At 45.4% G+C, this 18,234-nt stretch carries 21 protein-coding genes; 13 read left to right on the forward strand and 8 right to left on the reverse strand.

What is annotated here, in order from left to right:
• Nucleotides 1-93: 93 nt before the first annotated feature.
• From FLM53_RS16885 to uraH, 3 genes are all read right to left on the reverse strand, one after another.
• Nucleotides 94-1,545 (reverse strand): nucleobase:cation symporter-2 family protein, encoded by a 1,452-nt coding sequence (locus FLM53_RS16885; RefSeq protein WP_176678906.1) that lies wholly within the window; start codon nt 1,543-1,545, stop codon nt 94-96.
• 224 nt (nt 1,546-1,769) lie between these two features.
• On the reverse strand, nt 1,770-3,113 hold the full coding sequence (locus FLM53_RS16890; RefSeq protein WP_017065002.1) for an NCS2 family permease: 1,344 nt from the start codon (nt 3,111-3,113) through the stop codon (nt 1,770-1,772).
• A gap of 244 nt (nt 3,114-3,357) precedes the next feature.
• The gene (uraH, locus tag FLM53_RS16895; protein WP_017071967.1) at nt 3,358-3,711 is read right to left on the reverse strand and encodes a hydroxyisourate hydrolase; all 354 of its coding nucleotides are present in this window, start codon (nt 3,709-3,711) and stop codon (nt 3,358-3,360) included.
• A gap of 426 nt (nt 3,712-4,137) precedes the next feature.
• Between uraH and puuE the strand changes: the two genes are divergently transcribed.
• The 5 genes from puuE (at nt 4,138) to FLM53_RS16920 (ending at nt 8,613) form a co-directional block, all read left to right on the forward strand.
• Nucleotides 4,138-5,058, forward strand: coding sequence for an allantoinase PuuE (gene puuE, locus FLM53_RS16900; RefSeq protein WP_008220988.1), 921 nt, complete (start codon nt 4,138-4,140; stop codon nt 5,056-5,058).
• 23 nt (nt 5,059-5,081) lie between these two features.
• Nucleotides 5,082-5,597 carry a 2-oxo-4-hydroxy-4-carboxy-5-ureidoimidazoline decarboxylase gene (gene uraD / locus FLM53_RS16905; protein WP_176678905.1) on the forward strand — a complete coding sequence of 172 codons (516 nt, stop codon included), beginning with the start codon at nt 5,082-5,084 and terminating at the stop codon, nt 5,595-5,597.
• 123 nt (nt 5,598-5,720) lie between these two features.
• Nucleotides 5,721-6,707, forward strand: a complete 987-nt coding sequence (gene alc, locus FLM53_RS16910; protein WP_176678904.1) for an allantoicase — start codon at nt 5,721-5,723, stop codon at nt 6,705-6,707.
• Between the two features lie 14 nt (nt 6,708-6,721).
• Entirely contained in the window at nt 6,722-7,282 is a 561-nt protein-coding gene (locus FLM53_RS16915; RefSeq protein WP_176678903.1) for an ureidoglycolate lyase, read from the forward strand.
• A gap of 14 nt (nt 7,283-7,296) precedes the next feature.
• A complete protein-coding gene (locus FLM53_RS16920; protein ID WP_176678902.1) occupies nt 7,297-8,613 on the forward strand; it encodes a urate hydroxylase PuuD in 1,317 nt (438 codons plus the stop codon).
• A 172-nt stretch (nt 8,614-8,785) separates the two neighbouring features.
• Here the strand turns inward: FLM53_RS16920 and FLM53_RS16925 are convergent, their stop codons facing one another.
• Nucleotides 8,786-9,232: a TetR/AcrR family transcriptional regulator gene (locus tag FLM53_RS16925; protein ID WP_176678901.1), complete on the reverse strand. Its 447-nt coding sequence runs from the start codon at nt 9,230-9,232 to the stop codon at nt 8,786-8,788.
• A gap of 222 nt (nt 9,233-9,454) precedes the next feature.
• Here FLM53_RS16925 and FLM53_RS16930 point away from each other — a divergent pair, with 222 nt between their 5' ends.
• Complete coding sequence (locus FLM53_RS16930; protein ID WP_176678900.1) at nt 9,455-9,670, forward strand: hypothetical protein; 216 nt, start codon at nt 9,455-9,457, stop codon at nt 9,668-9,670.
• 88 nt (nt 9,671-9,758) lie between these two features.
• Here the strand turns inward: FLM53_RS16930 and FLM53_RS16935 are convergent, their stop codons facing one another.
• A complete protein-coding gene (locus FLM53_RS16935) occupies nt 9,759-10,499 on the reverse strand; it encodes a MipA/OmpV family protein (protein ID WP_176678899.1) in 741 nt (246 codons plus the stop codon).
• A gap of 721 nt (nt 10,500-11,220) precedes the next feature.
• Between FLM53_RS16935 and FLM53_RS16940 the strand changes: the two genes are divergently transcribed.
• The 7 genes from FLM53_RS16940 to FLM53_RS16965 all read left to right on the forward strand — a co-directional run bounded on the left by FLM53_RS16940 (nt 11,221) and on the right by FLM53_RS16965 (nt 14,787).
• Nucleotides 11,221-11,589: a DUF2513 domain-containing protein gene (locus tag FLM53_RS16940; protein WP_176678898.1), complete on the forward strand. Its 369-nt coding sequence runs from the start codon at nt 11,221-11,223 to the stop codon at nt 11,587-11,589.
• 85 nt (nt 11,590-11,674) lie between these two features.
• On the forward strand, nt 11,675-12,271 hold the full coding sequence (locus FLM53_RS16945) for a DJ-1/PfpI family protein (protein WP_176678897.1): 597 nt from the start codon (nt 11,675-11,677) through the stop codon (nt 12,269-12,271).
• A 98-nt stretch (nt 12,272-12,369) separates the two neighbouring features.
• Nucleotides 12,370-12,615 (forward strand): hypothetical protein, encoded by a 246-nt coding sequence (locus FLM53_RS16950; protein WP_176678896.1) that lies wholly within the window; start codon nt 12,370-12,372, stop codon nt 12,613-12,615.
• A 31-nt stretch (nt 12,616-12,646) separates the two neighbouring features.
• Complete coding sequence (locus tag FLM53_RS16955; protein ID WP_176678895.1) at nt 12,647-13,120, forward strand: GrpB family protein; 474 nt, start codon at nt 12,647-12,649, stop codon at nt 13,118-13,120.
• 353 nt (nt 13,121-13,473) lie between these two features.
• Nucleotides 13,474-13,650 (forward strand): hypothetical protein, encoded by a 177-nt coding sequence (locus FLM53_RS24055; RefSeq protein WP_256099307.1) that lies wholly within the window; start codon nt 13,474-13,476, stop codon nt 13,648-13,650.
• Nucleotides 13,650-13,976 carry an RDD family protein gene (locus FLM53_RS16960; RefSeq protein ID WP_256099306.1) on the forward strand — a complete coding sequence of 109 codons (327 nt, stop codon included), beginning with the start codon at nt 13,650-13,652 and terminating at the stop codon, nt 13,974-13,976. Before FLM53_RS24055 ends, FLM53_RS16960 begins: the two co-directional genes overlap by 1 nt.
• Nucleotides 13,977-14,262: 286 nt before the next feature.
• Nucleotides 14,263-14,787 (forward strand): hypothetical protein, encoded by a 525-nt coding sequence (locus FLM53_RS16965; RefSeq protein ID WP_176678894.1) that lies wholly within the window; start codon nt 14,263-14,265, stop codon nt 14,785-14,787.
• Here the strand turns inward: FLM53_RS16965 and FLM53_RS16970 are convergent.
• From FLM53_RS16970 to xdhC, 3 genes are all read right to left on the reverse strand, one after another.
• Complete coding sequence (locus FLM53_RS16970) at nt 14,784-15,665, reverse strand: AEC family transporter (protein ID WP_161685255.1); 882 nt, start codon at nt 15,663-15,665, stop codon at nt 14,784-14,786. The genes FLM53_RS16965 and FLM53_RS16970 overlap by 4 nt on opposite strands.
• Nucleotides 15,666-15,952: 287 nt before the next feature.
• Nucleotides 15,953-17,287: a guanine deaminase gene (gene guaD, locus FLM53_RS16975; RefSeq protein ID WP_176678893.1), complete on the reverse strand. Its 1,335-nt coding sequence runs from the start codon at nt 17,285-17,287 to the stop codon at nt 15,953-15,955.
• 59 nt (nt 17,288-17,346) lie between these two features.
• Nucleotides 17,347-18,228, reverse strand: a complete 882-nt coding sequence (gene xdhC, locus FLM53_RS16980; protein ID WP_108194364.1) for a xanthine dehydrogenase accessory protein XdhC — start codon at nt 18,226-18,228, stop codon at nt 17,347-17,349.
• Between the last annotated feature and the right edge of the window lie 6 nt (nt 18,229-18,234).

An 18,234-nucleotide genomic window follows, 5' to 3' on the forward strand; every position in this document is an offset into this window, starting at 1 on the left:
TTCAATGCTCTAATCAGCCCTGATCCTACGGAAATCGGTTTTACGTTAGCCTGTGAACTAGTTAGTTTGAGACTTAGTTAGTTCGAGAATCAGCTAGTTCGTTTTTGGCTCAGGATTTTCTGATGCCGCTTGAACGTCTGCTTCTGTACTTGCTTGTTGAATCTCTAATTGCTCGTCTGAGTGTAGCTCTTCTTCAGCCTGTTCTTTCATTTCTAGCTCAACTTGCGCTTGGCTCTCGGCTAACGCTTCTTGTTCTTCAGCTTTTGATGATTTTGGTAACACAAGGTTTAGCAGAACCGTCATGATGGTGCCTGTGGTAATGCCCGAGTGAAGGAAGTTGGCCAAATCATGTGGCAAGTGTTGCAGCAGTCTTGGTTCGAAAGTTACGGCTAAGCCAGAAGCCAAACCTACACAGATTACCAAGGCATTTCGTTTGGTGTCTGCGGCCTTGATCAACATGCGGATGCCCGCGTAAGCAATCATACCGAACATCACAAAGCCCACACCACCTAGAACAGGTTTCGGAATCGTGACGGCAATAGCGGCTAATTTCGGGAATAAACCACCTAAAATTAGTAAACCACCGGTTGCAGCTACTACATAGCGACTTGCTACACCTGTGATGCCTACAATGCCAACGTTTTGACTGAATGACGCCAATGGCATCGCTGTTAAAATAGAAGAGAGCGTACTACCAAGGCCATCGCCCAGTAATCCACGTTTTAGGTCTTTACCGCTGACTTGGGTTTGGCAGTTGTTGCCCAATGCCATGAAGTCTCCCGTCGCTTCGGCTATAACCACGATGTACACCAAGCTCATACTGATAATGGCGCTTGCAGAAAAGGTAAAGCCATACTTGAAGGGTTCAGGTCCGCCAACCCAAGCAGCAGAGCTGATTTGTTCAAGGTCGACCATGCCAAGCGATAGCGCCACAATGTAACCACCAGCTAAACCAATCACGATAGCTGAAGCGGCAACCGCGCCTTTACAGTAAACCGATACGCCAACCACAATCCCCAAAGAGACCAGTGCGAGAAACAGTTTAGGTAGCGTGGCGAATTGTTCCGTGTTGGCAGGAGAATCGCCAACCCAGTTCATGGCAACGGGTAAAATGGTTAAGCCGATTAGGGTAACCACCACACCACTTACCACGGTTGGGAACAGCTTACGAACCTTGTCCATGTAGAAGCTGGCACCAATTACCACGAATGAACCGATAAGCGCCGAGCCCATAATAGCGGCGACACCACCTTCGTTACCGATGGAAATAGCCACACCTAAAAAGGCAAAGCTCGAACCCATAACAACGGGCAATCGAATGCCAACAGGGCCAAAGCCAAGACATTGCGCGACAGTCACAATACCAGACGCCATTAGCGCTGCATTGATCAGTGAGACGATCTCTGTGTTGGGTAAGCCGATAGAGGCACCGACAATAAGAGGGACAGCGACGATGCCACCAATTGAGGCGAGCATGTGTTGTAAAGCAAGTAGAAGGGTTAGCCCATGAGGCGGTCTTTCATTAAGGGTGTACAGAAGTTTCATTTGATATTCCTCTGCCTGCGTTTCCGTTTACAGGCGATTGGCGGTCAAATAATGACTTCTACAAACTGCGTAGGGTCATAAAAAAGGTGCACTGAATCGGCAGGGGTTATGCTCTCTCGTCATCAATGCAATTAGCTTTCTTAAAAATCATGTGTTGCTTGGCTTGCGAACGAGCCAAGCAACGTTGTGAGCAATCAAGAAACGACTGCTCAGGAACTATAGGGTTAACCGATGAACACTAGCTTGGCGATGAAAATAGCCGCTAGGAAGTACATCGAGATAGACACATCTTTGGTTTTACCTGTCGCCAGCTTAAGCACGGTGTAGGTAATGAAACCCAGTGCGATACCATTCGCGATAGAGAAGGTCAGTGGCATCATCAGTGCAGTGATTGCAGCGGGAGCACCGTTGGTAAAGTCTTTCCAGTCGACGTGCTGCATACTGCTCATCATCACGAATGCAACGTAAATAAGAGCGCCAGACGTTGCGTAAGCAGGGATCATACCGGCTAGCGGTGATAGGAAAATTGCCGCTAAGAACAATACGCCAACCACAATTGCTGAGAGGCCTGTTCGTGCGCCTGCAGCAACACCGGCTGCACTTTCGACATAACTGGTTACTGGCGGACAACCCACACACGCACCTGCCACACTTGAAATACTGTCGGCTTTCAGTGCTTTGCTCAGACCTTCAATCTTGCCCGTTTCAGGGTTAGTTAGGTTTGCACGCTCAGCTACGCCCATCAAGGTACCGGCTGTATCGAACATGTTTACAAAAAGGAAAGCCAAGATAACGCTGATCATCGATACGTTCAGTGCACCTGCGATATCCATTGCCATAAAGGTAGGAGCTAGGCTTGGTGGTGCAGCGAAGAAGCCATCGTAGTGAACTAGGCCAAGCATCATGCCGACCAGCGTTACACTCAAAATACCAATAAGCACCGCGCCAAATACTTTGCGCTCACTCAGAACCGCAATAATCAAGAATGCGATAGCTGCAAGTAAGGCTTCTGGCTTGGTGAAATCACCCAGTGAAACCAAAGTCGCTGGATTTTCGACCACGATACCCGCTGTTTTTAAGCCAATTAGACCTAAGAACAGACCAACACCTGCAGTCATGGAATAGCGCAAGCTCTCAGGAATACTCTCGATGATCCATTGGCGGACTTTGTAGAAACTCATCCCGACAAACAAGATACCGGAAATAAACACCGCACCTAGCGCCACTTCCCAGCTGTAACCCATTTCGCTCACAACCGTGAAAGAGAAGAAGGCGTTCAAGCCCATGCCCGGTGCAAGGCCGACAGGCCAGTTCGCAAATAAGCCCATTAACAAACAACCAATCGCGGCACCAATACAGGTAGCGACAAATACTGCCCCTGCATCCATGCCTGAAGCGGCCATGATTTGTGGGTTAACGAAGATGATATAAGCCATGGTCGCGAAGGTGGTGACACCGCCGACTAACTCATTTTTTACGCTGCTTCCGTGTGCCTTAATCTTAAAGAGTTTCTCTAAAATTCCGTTGTTCGCATCTTGGTTGAGTATTTCTGTTTTACTCTCACTCATGTCTGCAAGTCCTTTTATGTTGTGATCCATTTATTGAATACAGCGAGATTTCAATATTAAGTTTTAAGGTTTTTCCTAGCTCTAACTCGTTATGAATAAGCTTTTCGAGGCTCATTTTTAAATTGTTAACGTTGTTAGTATTTTTATATGAGCGTGTTTAGTGAGTGCACACCTTTTGGGATGTACACATGTATCTGTTTATTATTGGGTGATTGAGCCTAGATCGGGATTCTAAGCATTGGGACTAACTGCCCCGATAAGTCGAGAAACTGTAAGGTGAGACTAAAAGCGGAACGTGGTAGTGCGCATCGGGATCATCCAAGCCGAAACGAATAACCACATCGTCTAGGAAAGGCACGCCATCTAATTCGACACCTTTGTTTTTGTAGTAATCGGCTACATAGAACACCAATTGATATTTCCCCGGTCGGAATTCATTCCCAGCCAGAATCGGCGCATCGGTACGGCCATCTGAGTTGGTGAGCACGGTCGCCAGCTTTTCTGTTGAGTCTTCGTTGACCTTATAAAGCTCTACCTTGATCTCTGCGCCAGGTAAGCCGTGTGTGGTGTCTAATACGTGTGTTGTTAATCTTCCCATAGTCCTTTAATAGCGCTTTTGGCGCTCCTCTGTTCCGTGGTTTGTTTGTCCATATCGACCTTGCAAAAGAGTGCAACTGGTCACTTTGTTATCACTAACTATGTACGAACTGTACACAATTAGTAAAGCGGATTGTTGGAAAAATGTTAACTATTGTGTCTTTTTTTCTGATTTTATAGATCCTGATTATCGTTTTTTGGTGAGATCGTTATTTATTAAGTTATTGTTTTTAAATTGTAAAAGTGTCTAAATTTAACTTGAATAACAAAATCTTTACATTGAGATAAATAATTGTATACAATAAATGCACAGGGGTAAGGTTGCTCGGTTTTGAAATAACCAATAGCGGAATCACCAATAGCAGAATCATATTGATGAACCAGCTAAACAGCGGCTAAGCCAACCACTTATGTTAGGAGTACTTGGATGAATAAGGATTATTCAAGAAATTTGATCGGTTACGGAGCTAACCCTCCCAACCCTCAATGGCCAGGTAATGCGCGCGTCGCGGTTTCTTTTGTATTGAACTATGAAGAGGGCGGTGAGCGTTGTTTGTTACATGGAGACGACGAGTCTGAAGCCTTTCTCTCAGAGATCCCGTCAGCACAACCGATCAAAGGCGAACGTCACATCAGCATGGAATCCATCTATGAATATGGTAGCCGAGCGGGTGTGTGGCGTGTTCTTCGCTTGTTCGATGAATATGAAATCCCACTGACTGTGTTTGCGGTCGCTATGGCAATTGAGCGTCACCCAGACGTAGCCAAAGCCATGGTCGAAGCGGGTCACGAAATCTGTAGCCACGGTTATCGCTGGATAGACTATCAATATATTGATGAGTCAGAAGAGCGCGACCACATGACTAAAGCTATCGAAATCATCCAACAAGTGACGGGTCAACGACCACAAGGTTGGTACACAGGTCGAACGGGGCCAAATACTCGTCGTTTAGTTGCAGAAGAAGGTGGCTTCCTTTACGACTCAGATGCCTATGACGATGACCTGCCTTATTGGCACACCGAAACCGGCCATCCACAACTGGTGATCCCATACACACTCGATGTAAACGATATGCGCTTCTCAACCGCGCAAGGTTTCAACTCGGGTGAGCAGTTCTTCCAATATCTAAAAGACACGTTTGACACCCTTTATATGGAAGGCGAAACCGCACCGAAAATGATGTCGGTTGGGCTGCATTGTCGTCTGATTGGTCGCCCCGGTCGTATTGCTGCATTAAGGCGTTTCTTAGATTACGTAAAACAGCACGACAGCGTGTGGCTATGTCGTCGAATCGATATCGCCAACCACTGGCACCAACATCACCCATACAACGAACAACAAAATTAGAACGAACAGCAAGGAGGCTTAACGTGACTGAATTTCGATCTTGCCAACCAACAACCATGAGTCGCGATATGTTTGTCGCGCACTTTGCTGATGTGTACGAACACAGCCCATGGGTTGCTGAAGCGGTGTATGACCAAGGTTTGAATGCCGAAGATGATCATATCGAGAATCTTCATCTGAAAATGGCATCGACCTTGTTAAATGCCGATCAAGGCAAACAGTTGGCTTTGATCAACGCTCACCCAGATTTAGCGGGAAGAGCAGCAGTAAACGGCGAACTCACTGAGTCGTCGACAAAAGAACAAGCGGGGGCGGGCATTGATCAATGCAGCGCCGAAGAATTTGAAAAATTCACTTCTTACAACAACAGCTACAAAAGTCGCTTCAATTTCCCTTTTATCATGGCGGTGAAGGGAGCCAATCGTTACCAAATTCTTGAGTCGTTCGAGATGCGATTAGGAAATGATAGTGAAACTGAGTTTGCTACGGCGATTCAAGAGATCAACAAGATCGCGATGTTTCGTCTCTGGGATATGTAAGTTAACGGAGTTAACAGCTATCTCAGCCCAGTCTTAGTGCGCTAAAGGTTTGATTTGTAAAAACATAAGCCACTAAGTTCTCATTTTATTATTACTTGATTAATTTCATAGGATTACACGGACATGACCCATAAATTTGAACAGTACATAAACCTTGCAGACGAAAAACTCGGCGCAGAAGCTATCTTCGCAACCGACGATTTTTTCGCAGATAAAAGCCGTCTACTCAGCCACGCAGCACCAGAGTGGAAAGACGACTTATACGACGACAACGGCAAGTGGATGGATGGCTGGGAAAGCAGACGCAAACGTGGCGAAGGTTACGACTACTGTGTCGTTCGCCTTGGCCTAGCTGGCACCATTGCTGGCGTTGATATTGATACCTCATTCTTCACAGGTAACTTCCCACCTTCGGCATCAATCGACGCATGTTATTCACCACAAGGTGAGCCAACTGACTCAACAGAGTGGCAAGAAATTCTGCCTTCAATGGCACTACAGGGTGATCATCATCATCTTGAAGACATCGAAAGTGACCAAGTATTTACACACCTACGTTTGAACATCTACCCAGACGGTGGTGTCGCACGTCTACGTATTTATGGCCGACCAAGCGTGGATTGGGACGCAATAGACTCTCAGCAACAAGTCGACCTAGCAGCCGTTGAACACGGTGGCCGAGCACTCGCATGTAGCGATGAGCACTACGGCAACAAAGCCAACATCTTAGGCCCAGGCCGCGGTGAAAACATGGGTGATGGCTGGGAAACAGCACGTCGTCGTACACCGGGTAATGATTGGGTAATCGTGGCACTAGGCCACCCAGGAAACATCGAACGTATCGTTGTGGATACGGCACACTTCAAAGGTAACTACCCAGACAGCTGCTCAATCCAAGCGGCTTACGTGAAAGGTGGTACCGACGACCAAGTGGAAACACAAAGCCTATTCTGGCGTGAACTCTTGCCTGCACAAAAGCTACAAGCGCACGAGATTCACGAATTCATTTCTGAGGTAAACGACCTTGGTGCGATTACCCACGTACGTGCAAACATATTCCCAGATGGTGGCATCAGCCGTTTGCGTCTATTTGGTACGAAAGCGAAATAGGTAAGGAAATGAGTATGAGTAATGGAATACGTCGTTTATCTATCGAACCGTTAACCAAGCAAGCTTTTGCAGAGTTTGGCGATGTTATTGAGTCCGATAATAGTGATTTCTTCATGATCAACAGTGGATCAACACGTCGCTACCACAAGCTAGCGGCAACGGATGTGCAAGACCAAGACGGAGAAGCGATCATCAGCATCTTCCAGGCCACACCGTTGAGCTACCCACTGACCATCGAAATGTTAGAGCGTCATCCACTTGGCTCTCAGGCATTCGTTCCATTACTTGGTCAACCCTATTTAATTGTTGTTGCACCAAAAGGCGATAACCCAACGTTAGCCAATAGCCGAGCTTTCTTAAGCAACGGCCGTCAAGGAGTGAACTATCACAAAGGGGTGTGGCATCACCCAGTTCTCGCGCTCACCGATCAAGACCAGTTCTTGATTGTCGATAGAGGCGGAGAAGGTCATAACTGTGATGAAGTTTATTTCGACAGCGACCGAGTGGCATTGCATTTGGACGATCTGCCAACGGAAGGCAACAAGGAAGAGCAACGCTTAGCTAAAGCGTTGTGATACAGGAGTTTATTATGGATCCGCATATTACAGAGTGGTTGAATTTAGCGATTCGCTGGATTCACATGATTGTTGGTGTTGCGTGGATAGGCGCATCATTTTACTTTGTTTGGTTAGAGAACAACCTTAACCGAGTTAACCCTAAAACGGGCCTTTCAGGCGACTTATGGGCGATTCACGGCGGTGGTATTTATCACCTAGAGAAGTACAAACTCGCGCCACCAGAAATGCCAGAGCACCTGCACTGGTTCAAATGGGAAGCCTACTTCACGTGGATTACCGGTGTGTGTCTACTGGGTGTGGTTTACTACCTTAACGCTGAAATTTACCTGATTGCACCGGGCTCTGGCCTTGATTCAACAACGGCAATCGCGATTGGTATTGGTTCATTCGTTGCCGGTTGGTTTATCTACGACTTACTGTGTGACTCACCATTAGGCAAGACCCCGGTACTGCTTGGCGTTGTTCTGTTTGTACTGCTCGTCGCTGCGACCTATGGCCTAACTCAAGTGTTCAGTGGTCGTGGTGCTTACATCCACGTGGGTGCCATCATTGGTACCATCATGGTGGGTAACGTATTCCGCGTTATCATGCCTGCACAGCGTAACTTGGTGAAAGCGATTGAAGAGAAACGCGAACCGGATCCAGCACTGCCTGCGAAAGGTCTACTGCGCTCTCGTCACAACAACTACATGACACTGCCAGTGCTGTTCATCATGATCAGTAATCACTTCCCAAGCACTTATGGCTCGGAATATAACTGGCTGATTCTTGCTGGCTTAGCGATCTTCAGTATCTTGGTGCGTCACTATTTCAATACACGTCATGGTAGTCAGAAGTTTGCATGGACTGTGCCAGTAGCGGCATTGGGTATGATTACTCTCGCGTTTGTTACCTCACCTTACGCGAAAAAACAGATGACTCCGGTTGTGCAAGCGCCAGTGGTTCAAGAAGCGCAAGTGAGCGCGACAGAATCGGCTCCAGAAGAATTTGCTGCGAGCAGTACCGCTTCTGCAACGACTGATGCTCAACAGGCTCCAGCACACGCAACGCAATCTGCGAGCGCAGGCGTTAGCTTTGAAACCATCAACAAAGTCATTCAAGAGCGTTGTTCTGTGTGTCACTCATCAACCCCTAGCCACGCCGCTTTTGCTGCTGCGCCAGGTGGTGTGATGTTTGATACGCCAGAAGAGATCAAAGCAAACGTACCAAGAATTGTTGCTCAAACGGTAACAACCAAGGTGATGCCGCTTGGCAACATGACTCAAATGACTGATGAAGAGCGCGCACTCATCGGCACTTGGGTAGAGCAAGGCGCGACGCTTCAATAACCGTACTTTGCAATAACAGTACTCAGCATCCTTTACCTAAGAGCATGAGTCTTAGGTGAGGCTTGGGGAGAGTTTGGTTTACGGGCACGCGCCAAACTCATCCCACCCTGTTTCCCCGGTTCCTATAACCGGGGCTTTTTGTTTTTGGACCATCGGGTATAGGAAAGGCGAATTAAGCGGATTTGCGAGATTGAATATTACAAACGGCATAGCCAATACAGTGATAAATACAGTCGAGCACTTCTTGTTCTTTACCTTGGATTTTGGCTTGCAGCCCTTTGATGCCTTTCTCGGTTGGCATAATAGGGCCGAATGCGACAATGGCCGCTACAAAACTAGGTTCGTTATCAATGGCTTTCTGCCATGTCTTAGAGAAGGCCGCGGTTGACTCGTAGTTTAAGTGCTCATTGATGATCTTCGCAAAAAGAGGCTCAAGCTCTTTAGCAATATCAGCTTTCCTATCGAAGTGAGCATTAATCCCTGACTTAGACACTCCGGCTTTCTTAGCAATATAAGCAAAGGTTGCCTTGTCGAAGCCTTCATTTAATGCGATATCAAATGCAGCATCGATGATCTTTTGGCGTGTAATAATCGCTTGTGCAGCGCTTGCTCTTCCCACTCTTGCCTCCGAACGTTGGATGATAGTTGTGTTTTATGTGCCATCGATAATAAGCAGTAACAGGCCGTAGAATAAAGGCACAAAGCTTGCGATACAATCGATCGTTAAGTCACTGAACATCAATGGCTCAAAAAGACCTCATCGAGTTCATGCTATTGAAATTATACATTTAGCATATAGAATAGAGGTTGTTAACCTTTATTTTTTAAAAGGCGTGAAATGATGACCAACCTGATACATTCCCCATTGAGCAGTCACAAACTGAATAGTGCAACGGATTACATCAACACCACGTTTTCAGCGAATAAAACTGACTTGTCAGCCAAGTTAGATAGCCAAAAGCAAATTGTTATCTCATCGTCGAATGGAACGGTATTAAAAAGGATTCAAGGGGAAGATGTGGTTAAGAAAATGAACAAAATAGATCTGTACGTATAGCGGTTTCTACTAGCGTTCAAGGTTGTAGAAAGTCCTTTTTCTAAACCAGTTTCATTGCTATTCAGTCGTGTTAAATGCGCTCAAGCCACTAGAAAGTGTAACTGACCCCAACATTCCCAATAACCGATGTTGTACTCTCAAGTATCGGACTTTTCTCGATTTCAGAGTCGAGGTTTTCATATCTAACCCCACCCGTTAAACGTAATTGTTTTGATAAGTGCATGTAACCGGTCAAACCGACAAAGTAACGTCCACTCCAGTTTGGGTTAAATTCTTCAAAGCGGGTATTGGCTGCTTCAGACGCTGACACACCGTACAAATGCTCATTCAATTTATCGCTATTGAGTGAATATCCTATCGCTGGGATCAAACCAAATGGCCCCATATTGATGTGGTAGCTGTAACGAGTTTCTGCATAAAGGCCATTGTGAACTGAACCAATATCGGTACCCATGCCTGCTCTGAGCTCTCCAACATTCGTCGTCAATACATAAGCTAAGCCACCCATGAATGAAGGATCGCGATCATTCAGCTTCTTGATATCGGGATCATCGGATTCCTTCGCGTCTAAGGTGCGAGGATCGTAGGCCGCAAAGATAACGAGATTGTTCACGCTGCCTTTTGGAGCCAAGCGATAGCCAGCTTGGACACCTTCAATGAAAAAATGGCCATTATCGTAACTAATGAGAGGGAACTGCGTAACTTCTGTATCGCCTCCCTTGTAAACATTTGGCGAGTAACTGGCGGTTAGGCCTACGCCAATTTCAGCATTAATTGGTGCCGATAAAGACATGGCTAAAATGAGGGTAGTGAGTGCTGCTTTTTTCATGTTTTGCTCTTGTAAGGGGTGACCCTATGTTCAAATTTAGGAACCCAACGTCAATAGAGTTGAGCGGTTATTCTGACTTTTGGTTACGAAGTAGCTTGACGATAAGTCTGACTAAACGTAGACTTCAAAAAAATAAAGGATGACGCCCCTTATTTTGGGCGAGTATAACAACAGTTCGTTGGCTTTGGCTAATTAATAATTAGCGATAGAACAAAAATTACGGCCAAATAAAGGGTGTTAACCTTTAAATTATCATTAAATATTAGTGTGTTACTGATGATGTTAGAGTCATCGAGGCTTATTTCTGGAGAGAGTGATGGGAGAAGAAGTGGAACCAATTTACGTTTTTCTTGGTATTAGCAGCATCGTGATGACTGTTCTATGCATTGTCGCTGCATTTCTGGTTTATCGCATGATCAAGCGGAATATAGAGGATAGATGATGGCTTTCTCTGATTGAATCGTTGCCAAAGTAAGACACGACATTTCAACAACCATTTGCCAATCCCTCAACTAGGACATCAGCTTTAGATGAGGTTTCGGGGGAGTTTGATCGCAGGCATACGTCAGACTCATTTTCCCCATCTTCCCCCGGCTCCTATCGCCGGGGATTTTTTGTTTTTGAACAAGAGAAAGCAGAAATATTATTCACTTGGTGACTCCATATGCATATGTGGTTTAGAGTGTTTGTACTTAGAGTTAGCTAGGTTCAGAAAGATAATATGAAGAGAGATTTGGAGTTAGTTGTAATTATTCTTAAGCTACTTGAAAGTAGACAAGAAATATCGATGATTCAGGGGCTACAAGTTCCAAATTATGATGACCAAATAGTGTCTTATCATTTACGAAGAATGTTTGAAGCTGGCTTGTTAGACGCTGAAAAAGTTGTTTCAACTACGACACCCGAGAGAATAATATCAGTCTACCCGTTTGGGTTGTCTTGGGAGGGACATGAGTTCCTAGACAGTATTAGTTCGGAGTCAGTTATGTCGAAAGTTAAGTCTAAACTAGGTGGAGTGATTATTGATGTACCGTTTTCGGTGGTAAAGTCTCTCGCTTTAAATTATGCAAAAGAAAGGTTTGGCTTGTAATACTTTGTTTCTATGAATCAATTTAGGCTTCGAATTTAAAGATAATCAACAAGCAGCGATATAACTAGGTAGGAATAGAGCCAATATGGATATTGCCGTACTAACATTTGATGGATTTAATGAGCTGGATTCTTTCATCGCATCGGGTATTTTGAACCGAATGAAAGAGTTTGGCTGGAATGTGCAGATTACTAGCCCCACTGAATCAGTGACTTCAATGAATGGAGTCACAATTCAATCTCAGCAACCTCTGGAGTTTGCCAATACTGCTGATGCCGTGTTGTTCGGTAGTGGCATGCTGACCCGCGATATCGCCCAAGATGCTAAATTACTCTCAAGGTTAAACCTTAACCCACAAACACAATTGCTTGGCGGTCAATGTTCAGGGACTTTGTTAATGTCGGTATTGGGATTGCTGAATCAGGTTCCAGCTTGTACTGATTTAACAACGAAGCCATGGGTAATTGAATCCGGCGTGACTGTGTTGGATCAGCCGTTTTATGCGGAAGGAAACATTGCTACAGCAGGCGGCTGCTTGTCATCCAAATATCTAGCTGCATGGGTTATCAGTAAACTCGCAGATCAAGCGCATGCCGAAGCTGCAATTCACTATGTTGCGCCTGTTGGTGAGAAAGAAGATTCTGTGAATCATTGCATGTCAGTGGTGAGCGCTTACCTTTAAGAGCTATTCTTTACGTGTGTAGTTCTGTATAAGATACTTAATATGAATCTCTACCCATGGCATTTTCTGTTCCAAATTGACTTTAATTAGGACAGAAAATGGAAGACTTGATAGTCGCGTATTTTAGGGCGTTAAGCGCATTCTTCAGATATATGTTTCAGTCGCTCGTGATCGAATTTATTGGTTATGGTTATGGTTCTGGCTGGATAGTTTGTAAAGTCTTCACATTAGGGCGTTTCCCCTCATTGATTCCAAGTGAAAAAGAGCGAACCAGAATCTCTTATATCGGGGCGATTAGCATTGCGCTATTTCTGTTAGCTATTGGTGTGTTCAATAGTTTTTAATGCTTAGAGCCAGTCATAGAAGTGAGGAAGTATGAAATTCTACCCTGCTGAACAATACCAAACGGCTTGTCATGAAATGTTTGCTCGATATGAGCGTGACATCAGAAAGCTGATACCTAACGCGAGAGTCGAGCATGTAGGCGCATCTTCTATTCCATCCGCCGTATCTAAGGGCGATTTAGATATCTTCGTTGGAGTTGAGCTTGGCGAACTTGAGGATGCTATAGAGCGACTTACAACACTCGGCTTTAAAGAGAAACTCGATACGTTAAGAACATCAGAACTGTGTATGTTGGAATCTACATCCGTTGATGATATGGCCTTGCAAGTGGTCACTAATGGTTCTGAGTTTGAATGCTTTCTAACGTTTCGTGACAAGCTACGTGTGAATCCGGCATTAGTGGAGCAATACAACACCCTCAAAATGTCTTGTGAAGGTTGGCCACAAGATGAGTACCGTGAAAAGAAAGCGCATTTCATTGAGCATGTATTGGCTTTGAAATAGCACCAGTGCGCCTCACCTCTCATCGTCCAATTGATAAAAATATTATTAATACAAACTGTTAAGTAAAAAATCATTGCCTCTGGGAATTTACTTTCTTAAATTCCCTTCTACCTATCTTATTGCGTTTCATAGTCGAAATTTAAGCAACTAAGCTCACATATATTGCATGGTGTATTAGTTTTGGCATTTGCTTGTGTTATGTTTTTCTCGATTTTATAAAGCGTATCTTATCTATTGAAAGCAAAGTGTTTTCTTTCGAATTAATTTCAAGATTTGTCTATCAGTACATCAGCCTAACGCTATCAAAAATCGATTTCTCGACGTTCATAATCAATATCACTTTAGGAAAGGACATGTCTGAAGTAGTAGAAAATACACCCGAAATTGTGCTCGCATCTCGATGGTCTCGCGTTTGGGCGTTTGTTATCGATGGCCTCATTTATGCGGCTGCTATGATTCCAGTTGCTTTATATACCAATTTGTTCGATCGAGCCGTTTCTAATGGGGCGTTGAACTACACGAACAAATAATGATGTTTATTTATGGCTGGGTGGTGTTCCTCTTGTGTCATGGCTACTTACTGCAAAAAAAGGGACAAACGATCGGAAAAAATGTAATGGAAATTGCGATTGTTGATATGGACGGTAAGCAAATAGGACTGTTCAACATAGTGATCAAACGAATCTTACCTATGAGCATCTTTGTTTATATTCCTGTTATTGGTCAGTTTATATCGATTCTTAATTACCTGTTTGTTTTCCGCAAAAATAGACGCTGCTTGCATGATTTAATCGCAGGCACTCAGGTGGTTAGTGTGGCGGTACCTAGAAACCTAGATTTCAGTACTATCGAATAATTCCAAAGTAAGCTTTGTCTCGGTAATTACATGCTCAAATAAACAGCGCCAGCGCCAATTCTTGGTGCTGTTTTTACTTTCCTCTTACACTCTTTTCTAATATCGAACCTAGTATCAATTTACTCTTTGTCATACAGGCAAGTAACTCATTATGAAGCACTTCTTCGATAGCGAACTCATGCTCTCTAGCTCCTTGAATTTCGTTTTGCTATCACTAGGGCTAACGCTCATCTTACATATTCCAATTTGGTGTGGGTTCAACTTGAGCCGACGCAAATGGAAGCTTATGGATTATTTATGGCCGCTGTTGGCGGGTATCGGCATGCTGGGTGCAGTGTCTGAAATTCGGGCATCGGTAGCCGGTGATTGGGTCGAGACTGAACAAACTAGAGCAGTCACTATTTTAGAGTCGATTCAGCAGTTTTCTTTGGATAAATTAAGAAGCGACATCTGTACAGGTCAGCCATCTTTAGACGCTAATGGACAGCACCATGAAGCGTGTTTGTGGTATTTGAACACGGCTATTACATTCAAAGATGTCGATTTCACTCTGTTGCCCAACGCCGCTGATTTTACGGTTCCTGCGCCTAGCGTATCGCTGGTGGAAAGCGACGCCGTGTGGGTGAGTGGAATGCTGAGTCAGTATGAAAAACAGAAGAACCAATACATTAAAACCAGAGAAGCGCAGGTGAAGCAGCCACTAGAAAGCATCTTCTGGTATGTGAGTCCTTACTTGGTCTGCTTCGCAATTGCGTTGCGTTTGACGAAAGTGACTGCAGAGCTCAAATTAGATAAATGCGTAAAAAGCTAACTCGATAAAGACAGCGCGAACGACAGTAATATCGGTAGCGTTACTACGCTTAAGAAGTTGCCGAACAACACCATAGACGCGACCTTAGGTGGCTCGACATTGAAGCGTTCTGCGAACAGATAGTTCATCACGGCGGGTGGCAGCATGGTGAACAGCACCATCATTTGTAGGTGTAGCGTAGGCAGCGGAATAAAGAAGTAGATGATGGTAAAGGCGATGGCGCCAGTAAATAGCGATTGAGCCGTGCACAACAAGCCGACTTTTAATCCGCTCAGCCTCAAGTTGACCATTTGCGAACCCAGCGACAACAGCATGATTGGGACAGCAGCCTGCCCAAGCAGCGAAGTGGCTTCGTAGATTGGATTCCACACCGCAATGCCAGATAGGTTCAACGTCATCGCTAATGCGGCGGCTAAGAATATCGGCATTTTGAGGATCTGCTTGATCGGATTACCTTCGCTTAGTAGCGCTAAACCGACACTAATGTGCACACATGCCGATACCACAAACAATAATACCGCAGGGGCCAATGCGCTTTCGCCAAAGGTATAAGTGAACAGGGGAATGGCGAGGTTGCCACTGTTGCGGAACATGTGTGGCGGAGCCCAAGCTTTGAAGTTGAGCTTAAAGATCTTACAGATTGGAATCATCAATAAGGCTGGCACTAACACTGCGACCAGAGAGGCTGAGATAAGTGGCAGTTGCTCGGTGTCGAGGGGCATGGTGGTCAGCGACGCAAACACCAAAGCAGGAATACAGACATCCATGTTAATGCGATTGATCGGTTTGAAATCGGGCTTGAGCCAACGGCCGACCGCAAAGCCAGCACTGGCTAAAGCAAAAACGGGAAACAGAATGCTGACGACCTGTTCGAACATAGAATTCCTTTCTAGATTGAGTGCTTCCATTTAGCTGAGAAACGAATGTTTAAGAGAGACGCTAAAGTGAAGTATGAAGTCGATATGTATAAACATTAACCTATCAATATAATGACTTGGCGTCACCGAAGATCGTTGTCTGTGAGCGGTTAATTTATATTTCTTTGAATGAAGCACAAAAAAGACCAGTGGCATCAGCAACTGGTCTTTAAAGGCTAGATAAATCTGGACGGATTTTTAATTAACGACGGCTGTCGCTGTCTAGCGATTGTTACTCGGTTTTCAGTCTAGCTAACGAGCTTCTTGTAGTCTTTGAAGTTCACATCGTAGGTTTTCTCACCATAGATGTAAGTCTCGCTGACGGTTCTGTCGTCGCCCAAACTCATTAGCACAAACAGCTTTTCTTCAAGCTTGGTTGCTTGTTCCATTCTAAAGCGCATCAATTGTGTGGCGTGTAAGTCGAGTACCACGAAATCGGCTTCTTTACCGACTTCTAAGTTACCGATCTTGTCTTCTAAATGCAGGGAGCGTGCGCCACCTAATGTTGCCAAGAACAGCGATTTGGCTGGGTGCAGCTTCTTATGTTGAAGCTGCATGATCTTGTAGGCTTCACTCATGGTTTGCAGGATTGAGAAGCTAGTGCCTGCGCCTACATCAGTACCCATACCAACACGAATGCCGTGCTCTTCCATTTCGGGTAATCGGAATAAACCTGAGCCTAAGAACAGGTTTGAGGTTGGACAGAAAGCGATAGCAGATTCGGTATCCGCTAGGCGCTTACACTCGCAGTCAGACAAGTGAATGCCATGGGCGAATACTGAACGTTTGTGCAGTAGGCCATAGTGGTCATACACATCTAAATAGCTGTCGCGCTCTGGGAACAGTTCTTTTACCCATTCAATCTCTTTTTCGTTTTCAGAAAGGTGCGTGTGCATGTACACATCTGGGTACTCTTCTAGCAGTTTACCAACGGTAGCCAATTGCTCTGGTGTGCTGGTTGGCGCAAAACGAGGCGTTACGGCATAAAGTAAACGGCTGCGGTTATGCCATTTCTCAATCAGTTCTTTGGAGTCAGCGTAGCCAGATTCTGGGGTGTCGGTGAGGTAATCAGGCGCGTTGCGATCCATTAAAACCTTACCCGCGATCATACGTAGGTTGCGCTTCTCGGCTTCTTCAAAGAATACGTTAACTGACTCTTTGTGTACCGTGCCAAAAACCAGTGCTGTAGTAGTACCGTTACTTGCTAATTCGTCTAGGAATAGCTTCGCCACTTTGTGTGCATAGACTGGGTTTTTGAAGCGTTTCTCTTCTGGGAAAGTGTAGTTTTCTAACCAATCAAGTAGCTGCTCACCGTAAGACGCGATCATCCCCGTTTGAGGGTAGTGGATGTGCGTATCAATAAAGCCAGAGGTGATCAGTTTATCTTTGTACTCTTTTACTTCGAGTGTTTTAGGCTGGCGAGCCAATACTTCATCGGCATGGCCTAAGTCGACGATGTGGCCGTTCTCTACCACTAAAACACCGTCTTCAAAATAGTTGTAAGACTCATCGATGCCGACGTCTTTTGGATCGGCTACGCTATGTAAAATACTGGCGCGATAAGCTTTGCGTTGCGTTGTCATGTTTACTTCCTTTTAATGACTTCAGCGACGTGATGGCCACTGAAGCTTTGCGACTTGTGTTAGGCGATCTTCTCTTCCAATGGTGGTTCGCCTACATCGCTTGGTTGACTGTGTTGATCGGTCAAATCCTGATTTCGATATTGTTTGGTTGGGCGCTTTTGTTCAAGCGCTTGGCCTTGATAGTGTGCGATCAGTTCACCCGCAACCGATACCGCAATTTCAGCCGGATGTTTGCCGTTCACGGCGCTAATGCCAATCGGGCAAATCATGGTTTCGATTTGTTCTTGGCTGTAGCCGCGTTGCTCTAAGCGGAAGTCGAACTTCTTACGTTTGGTAAGCGAACCAATCATGCCGAAGTAACGGCTGTCTTCACGGTCGATAATGGCTTTAGTTAAGTCGAAATCAAGCTGGTGGTTATGCGTCATCACAAGGTAATAGCTGTTCGGCGGCATATGTTTCACTTCTCCGACAGGGTCGTCTGAGACAAGTTTTTTCACACCGTGTGGCAGTGCTTCAGGGAATACCTCTTCGCGTTCATCAATCCAGGTCACACGGAAGGGCAGGGTCGCGACAATGTGCAGCAGCGCTTTGGCAACGTGGCCAGCGCCGAACAACACAAGGTGATTCTGCTGAGTGCCTATTGGTTCAAAGCTCAATGTAGCCATACCGCCACAACACTGGCCTAAACGAGCACCTAGGTTGAAGCGTTCCACTTTGAGTGATTTTTCGCTGGCAATCAGCATTTCGCGCGCCATTTTAGTGGCCACATGTTCAAGGTGACCACCACCAATCGTAGCGATGATTCGGTCACGAGTGACAAGCATCTTGGTACCCGCATCACGCGGCACTGAGCCTCTGTCTTCAAGAACCGTCACCATTACACATGGCTCGTAGTTCTCTTCCAGTTTTGCCAGTTCGTGAATCCAATTATCCTTAAACATATGTCC

It is taken from the genome of Vibrio sp. Scap24 (assembly GCF_013394185.1).
In the GTDB taxonomy this organism is placed as follows: Bacteria; Pseudomonadota; Gammaproteobacteria; order Enterobacterales; family Vibrionaceae; genus Vibrio; species Vibrio pomeroyi.

What these genes read in the sequence shown, in the direction of transcription:
- FLM53_RS16890 (WP_017065002.1), bottom strand. Translation starts at nt 3,113, where the DNA reads ATGAGTGAGAGTAAAACAGAAATACTCAACCAAGATGCGAACAACGGA.
- puuE (WP_008220988.1), top strand. Translation starts at nt 4,138, where the DNA reads ATGAATAAGGATTATTCAAGAAATTTGATCGGTTACGGAGCTAACCCT.
- xdhC (WP_108194364.1), bottom strand. Translation starts at nt 18,228, where the DNA reads ATGTTTAAGGATAATTGGATTCACGAACTGGCAAAACTGGAAGAGAAC.
- FLM53_RS16945 (WP_176678897.1), top strand. Translation starts at nt 11,675, where the DNA reads ATGGATATTGCCGTACTAACATTTGATGGATTTAATGAGCTGGATTCT.
- FLM53_RS16970 (WP_161685255.1), bottom strand. Translation starts at nt 15,665, where the DNA reads ATGTTCGAACAGGTCGTCAGCATTCTGTTTCCCGTTTTTGCTTTAGCC.
- FLM53_RS16955 (WP_176678895.1), top strand. Translation starts at nt 12,647, where the DNA reads ATGAAATTCTACCCTGCTGAACAATACCAAACGGCTTGTCATGAAATG.
- FLM53_RS16950 (WP_176678896.1), top strand. Translation starts at nt 12,370, where the DNA reads ATGGAAGACTTGATAGTCGCGTATTTTAGGGCGTTAAGCGCATTCTTC.
- uraH (WP_017071967.1), bottom strand. Translation starts at nt 3,711, where the DNA reads ATGGGAAGATTAACAACACACGTATTAGACACCACACACGGCTTACCT.
- FLM53_RS16935 (WP_176678899.1), bottom strand. Translation starts at nt 10,499, where the DNA reads ATGAAAAAAGCAGCACTCACTACCCTCATTTTAGCCATGTCTTTATCG.
- guaD (WP_176678893.1), bottom strand. Translation starts at nt 17,287, where the DNA reads ATGACAACGCAACGCAAAGCTTATCGCGCCAGTATTTTACATAGCGTA.
- alc (WP_176678904.1), top strand. Translation starts at nt 5,721, where the DNA reads ATGACCCATAAATTTGAACAGTACATAAACCTTGCAGACGAAAAACTC.
- FLM53_RS16940 (WP_176678898.1), top strand. Translation starts at nt 11,221, where the DNA reads ATGAAGAGAGATTTGGAGTTAGTTGTAATTATTCTTAAGCTACTTGAA.
- FLM53_RS16930 (WP_176678900.1), top strand. Translation starts at nt 9,455, where the DNA reads ATGACCAACCTGATACATTCCCCATTGAGCAGTCACAAACTGAATAGT.
- FLM53_RS16960 (WP_256099306.1), top strand. Translation starts at nt 13,650, where the DNA reads ATGATGTTTATTTATGGCTGGGTGGTGTTCCTCTTGTGTCATGGCTAC.
- FLM53_RS24055 (WP_256099307.1), top strand. Translation starts at nt 13,474, where the DNA reads ATGTCTGAAGTAGTAGAAAATACACCCGAAATTGTGCTCGCATCTCGA.
- FLM53_RS16965 (WP_176678894.1), top strand. Translation starts at nt 14,263, where the DNA reads ATGGATTATTTATGGCCGCTGTTGGCGGGTATCGGCATGCTGGGTGCA.
- FLM53_RS16885 (WP_176678906.1), bottom strand. Translation starts at nt 1,545, where the DNA reads ATGAAACTTCTGTACACCCTTAATGAAAGACCGCCTCATGGGCTAACC.
- FLM53_RS16915 (WP_176678903.1), top strand. Translation starts at nt 6,722, where the DNA reads ATGAGTAATGGAATACGTCGTTTATCTATCGAACCGTTAACCAAGCAA.
- FLM53_RS16920 (WP_176678902.1), top strand. Translation starts at nt 7,297, where the DNA reads ATGGATCCGCATATTACAGAGTGGTTGAATTTAGCGATTCGCTGGATT.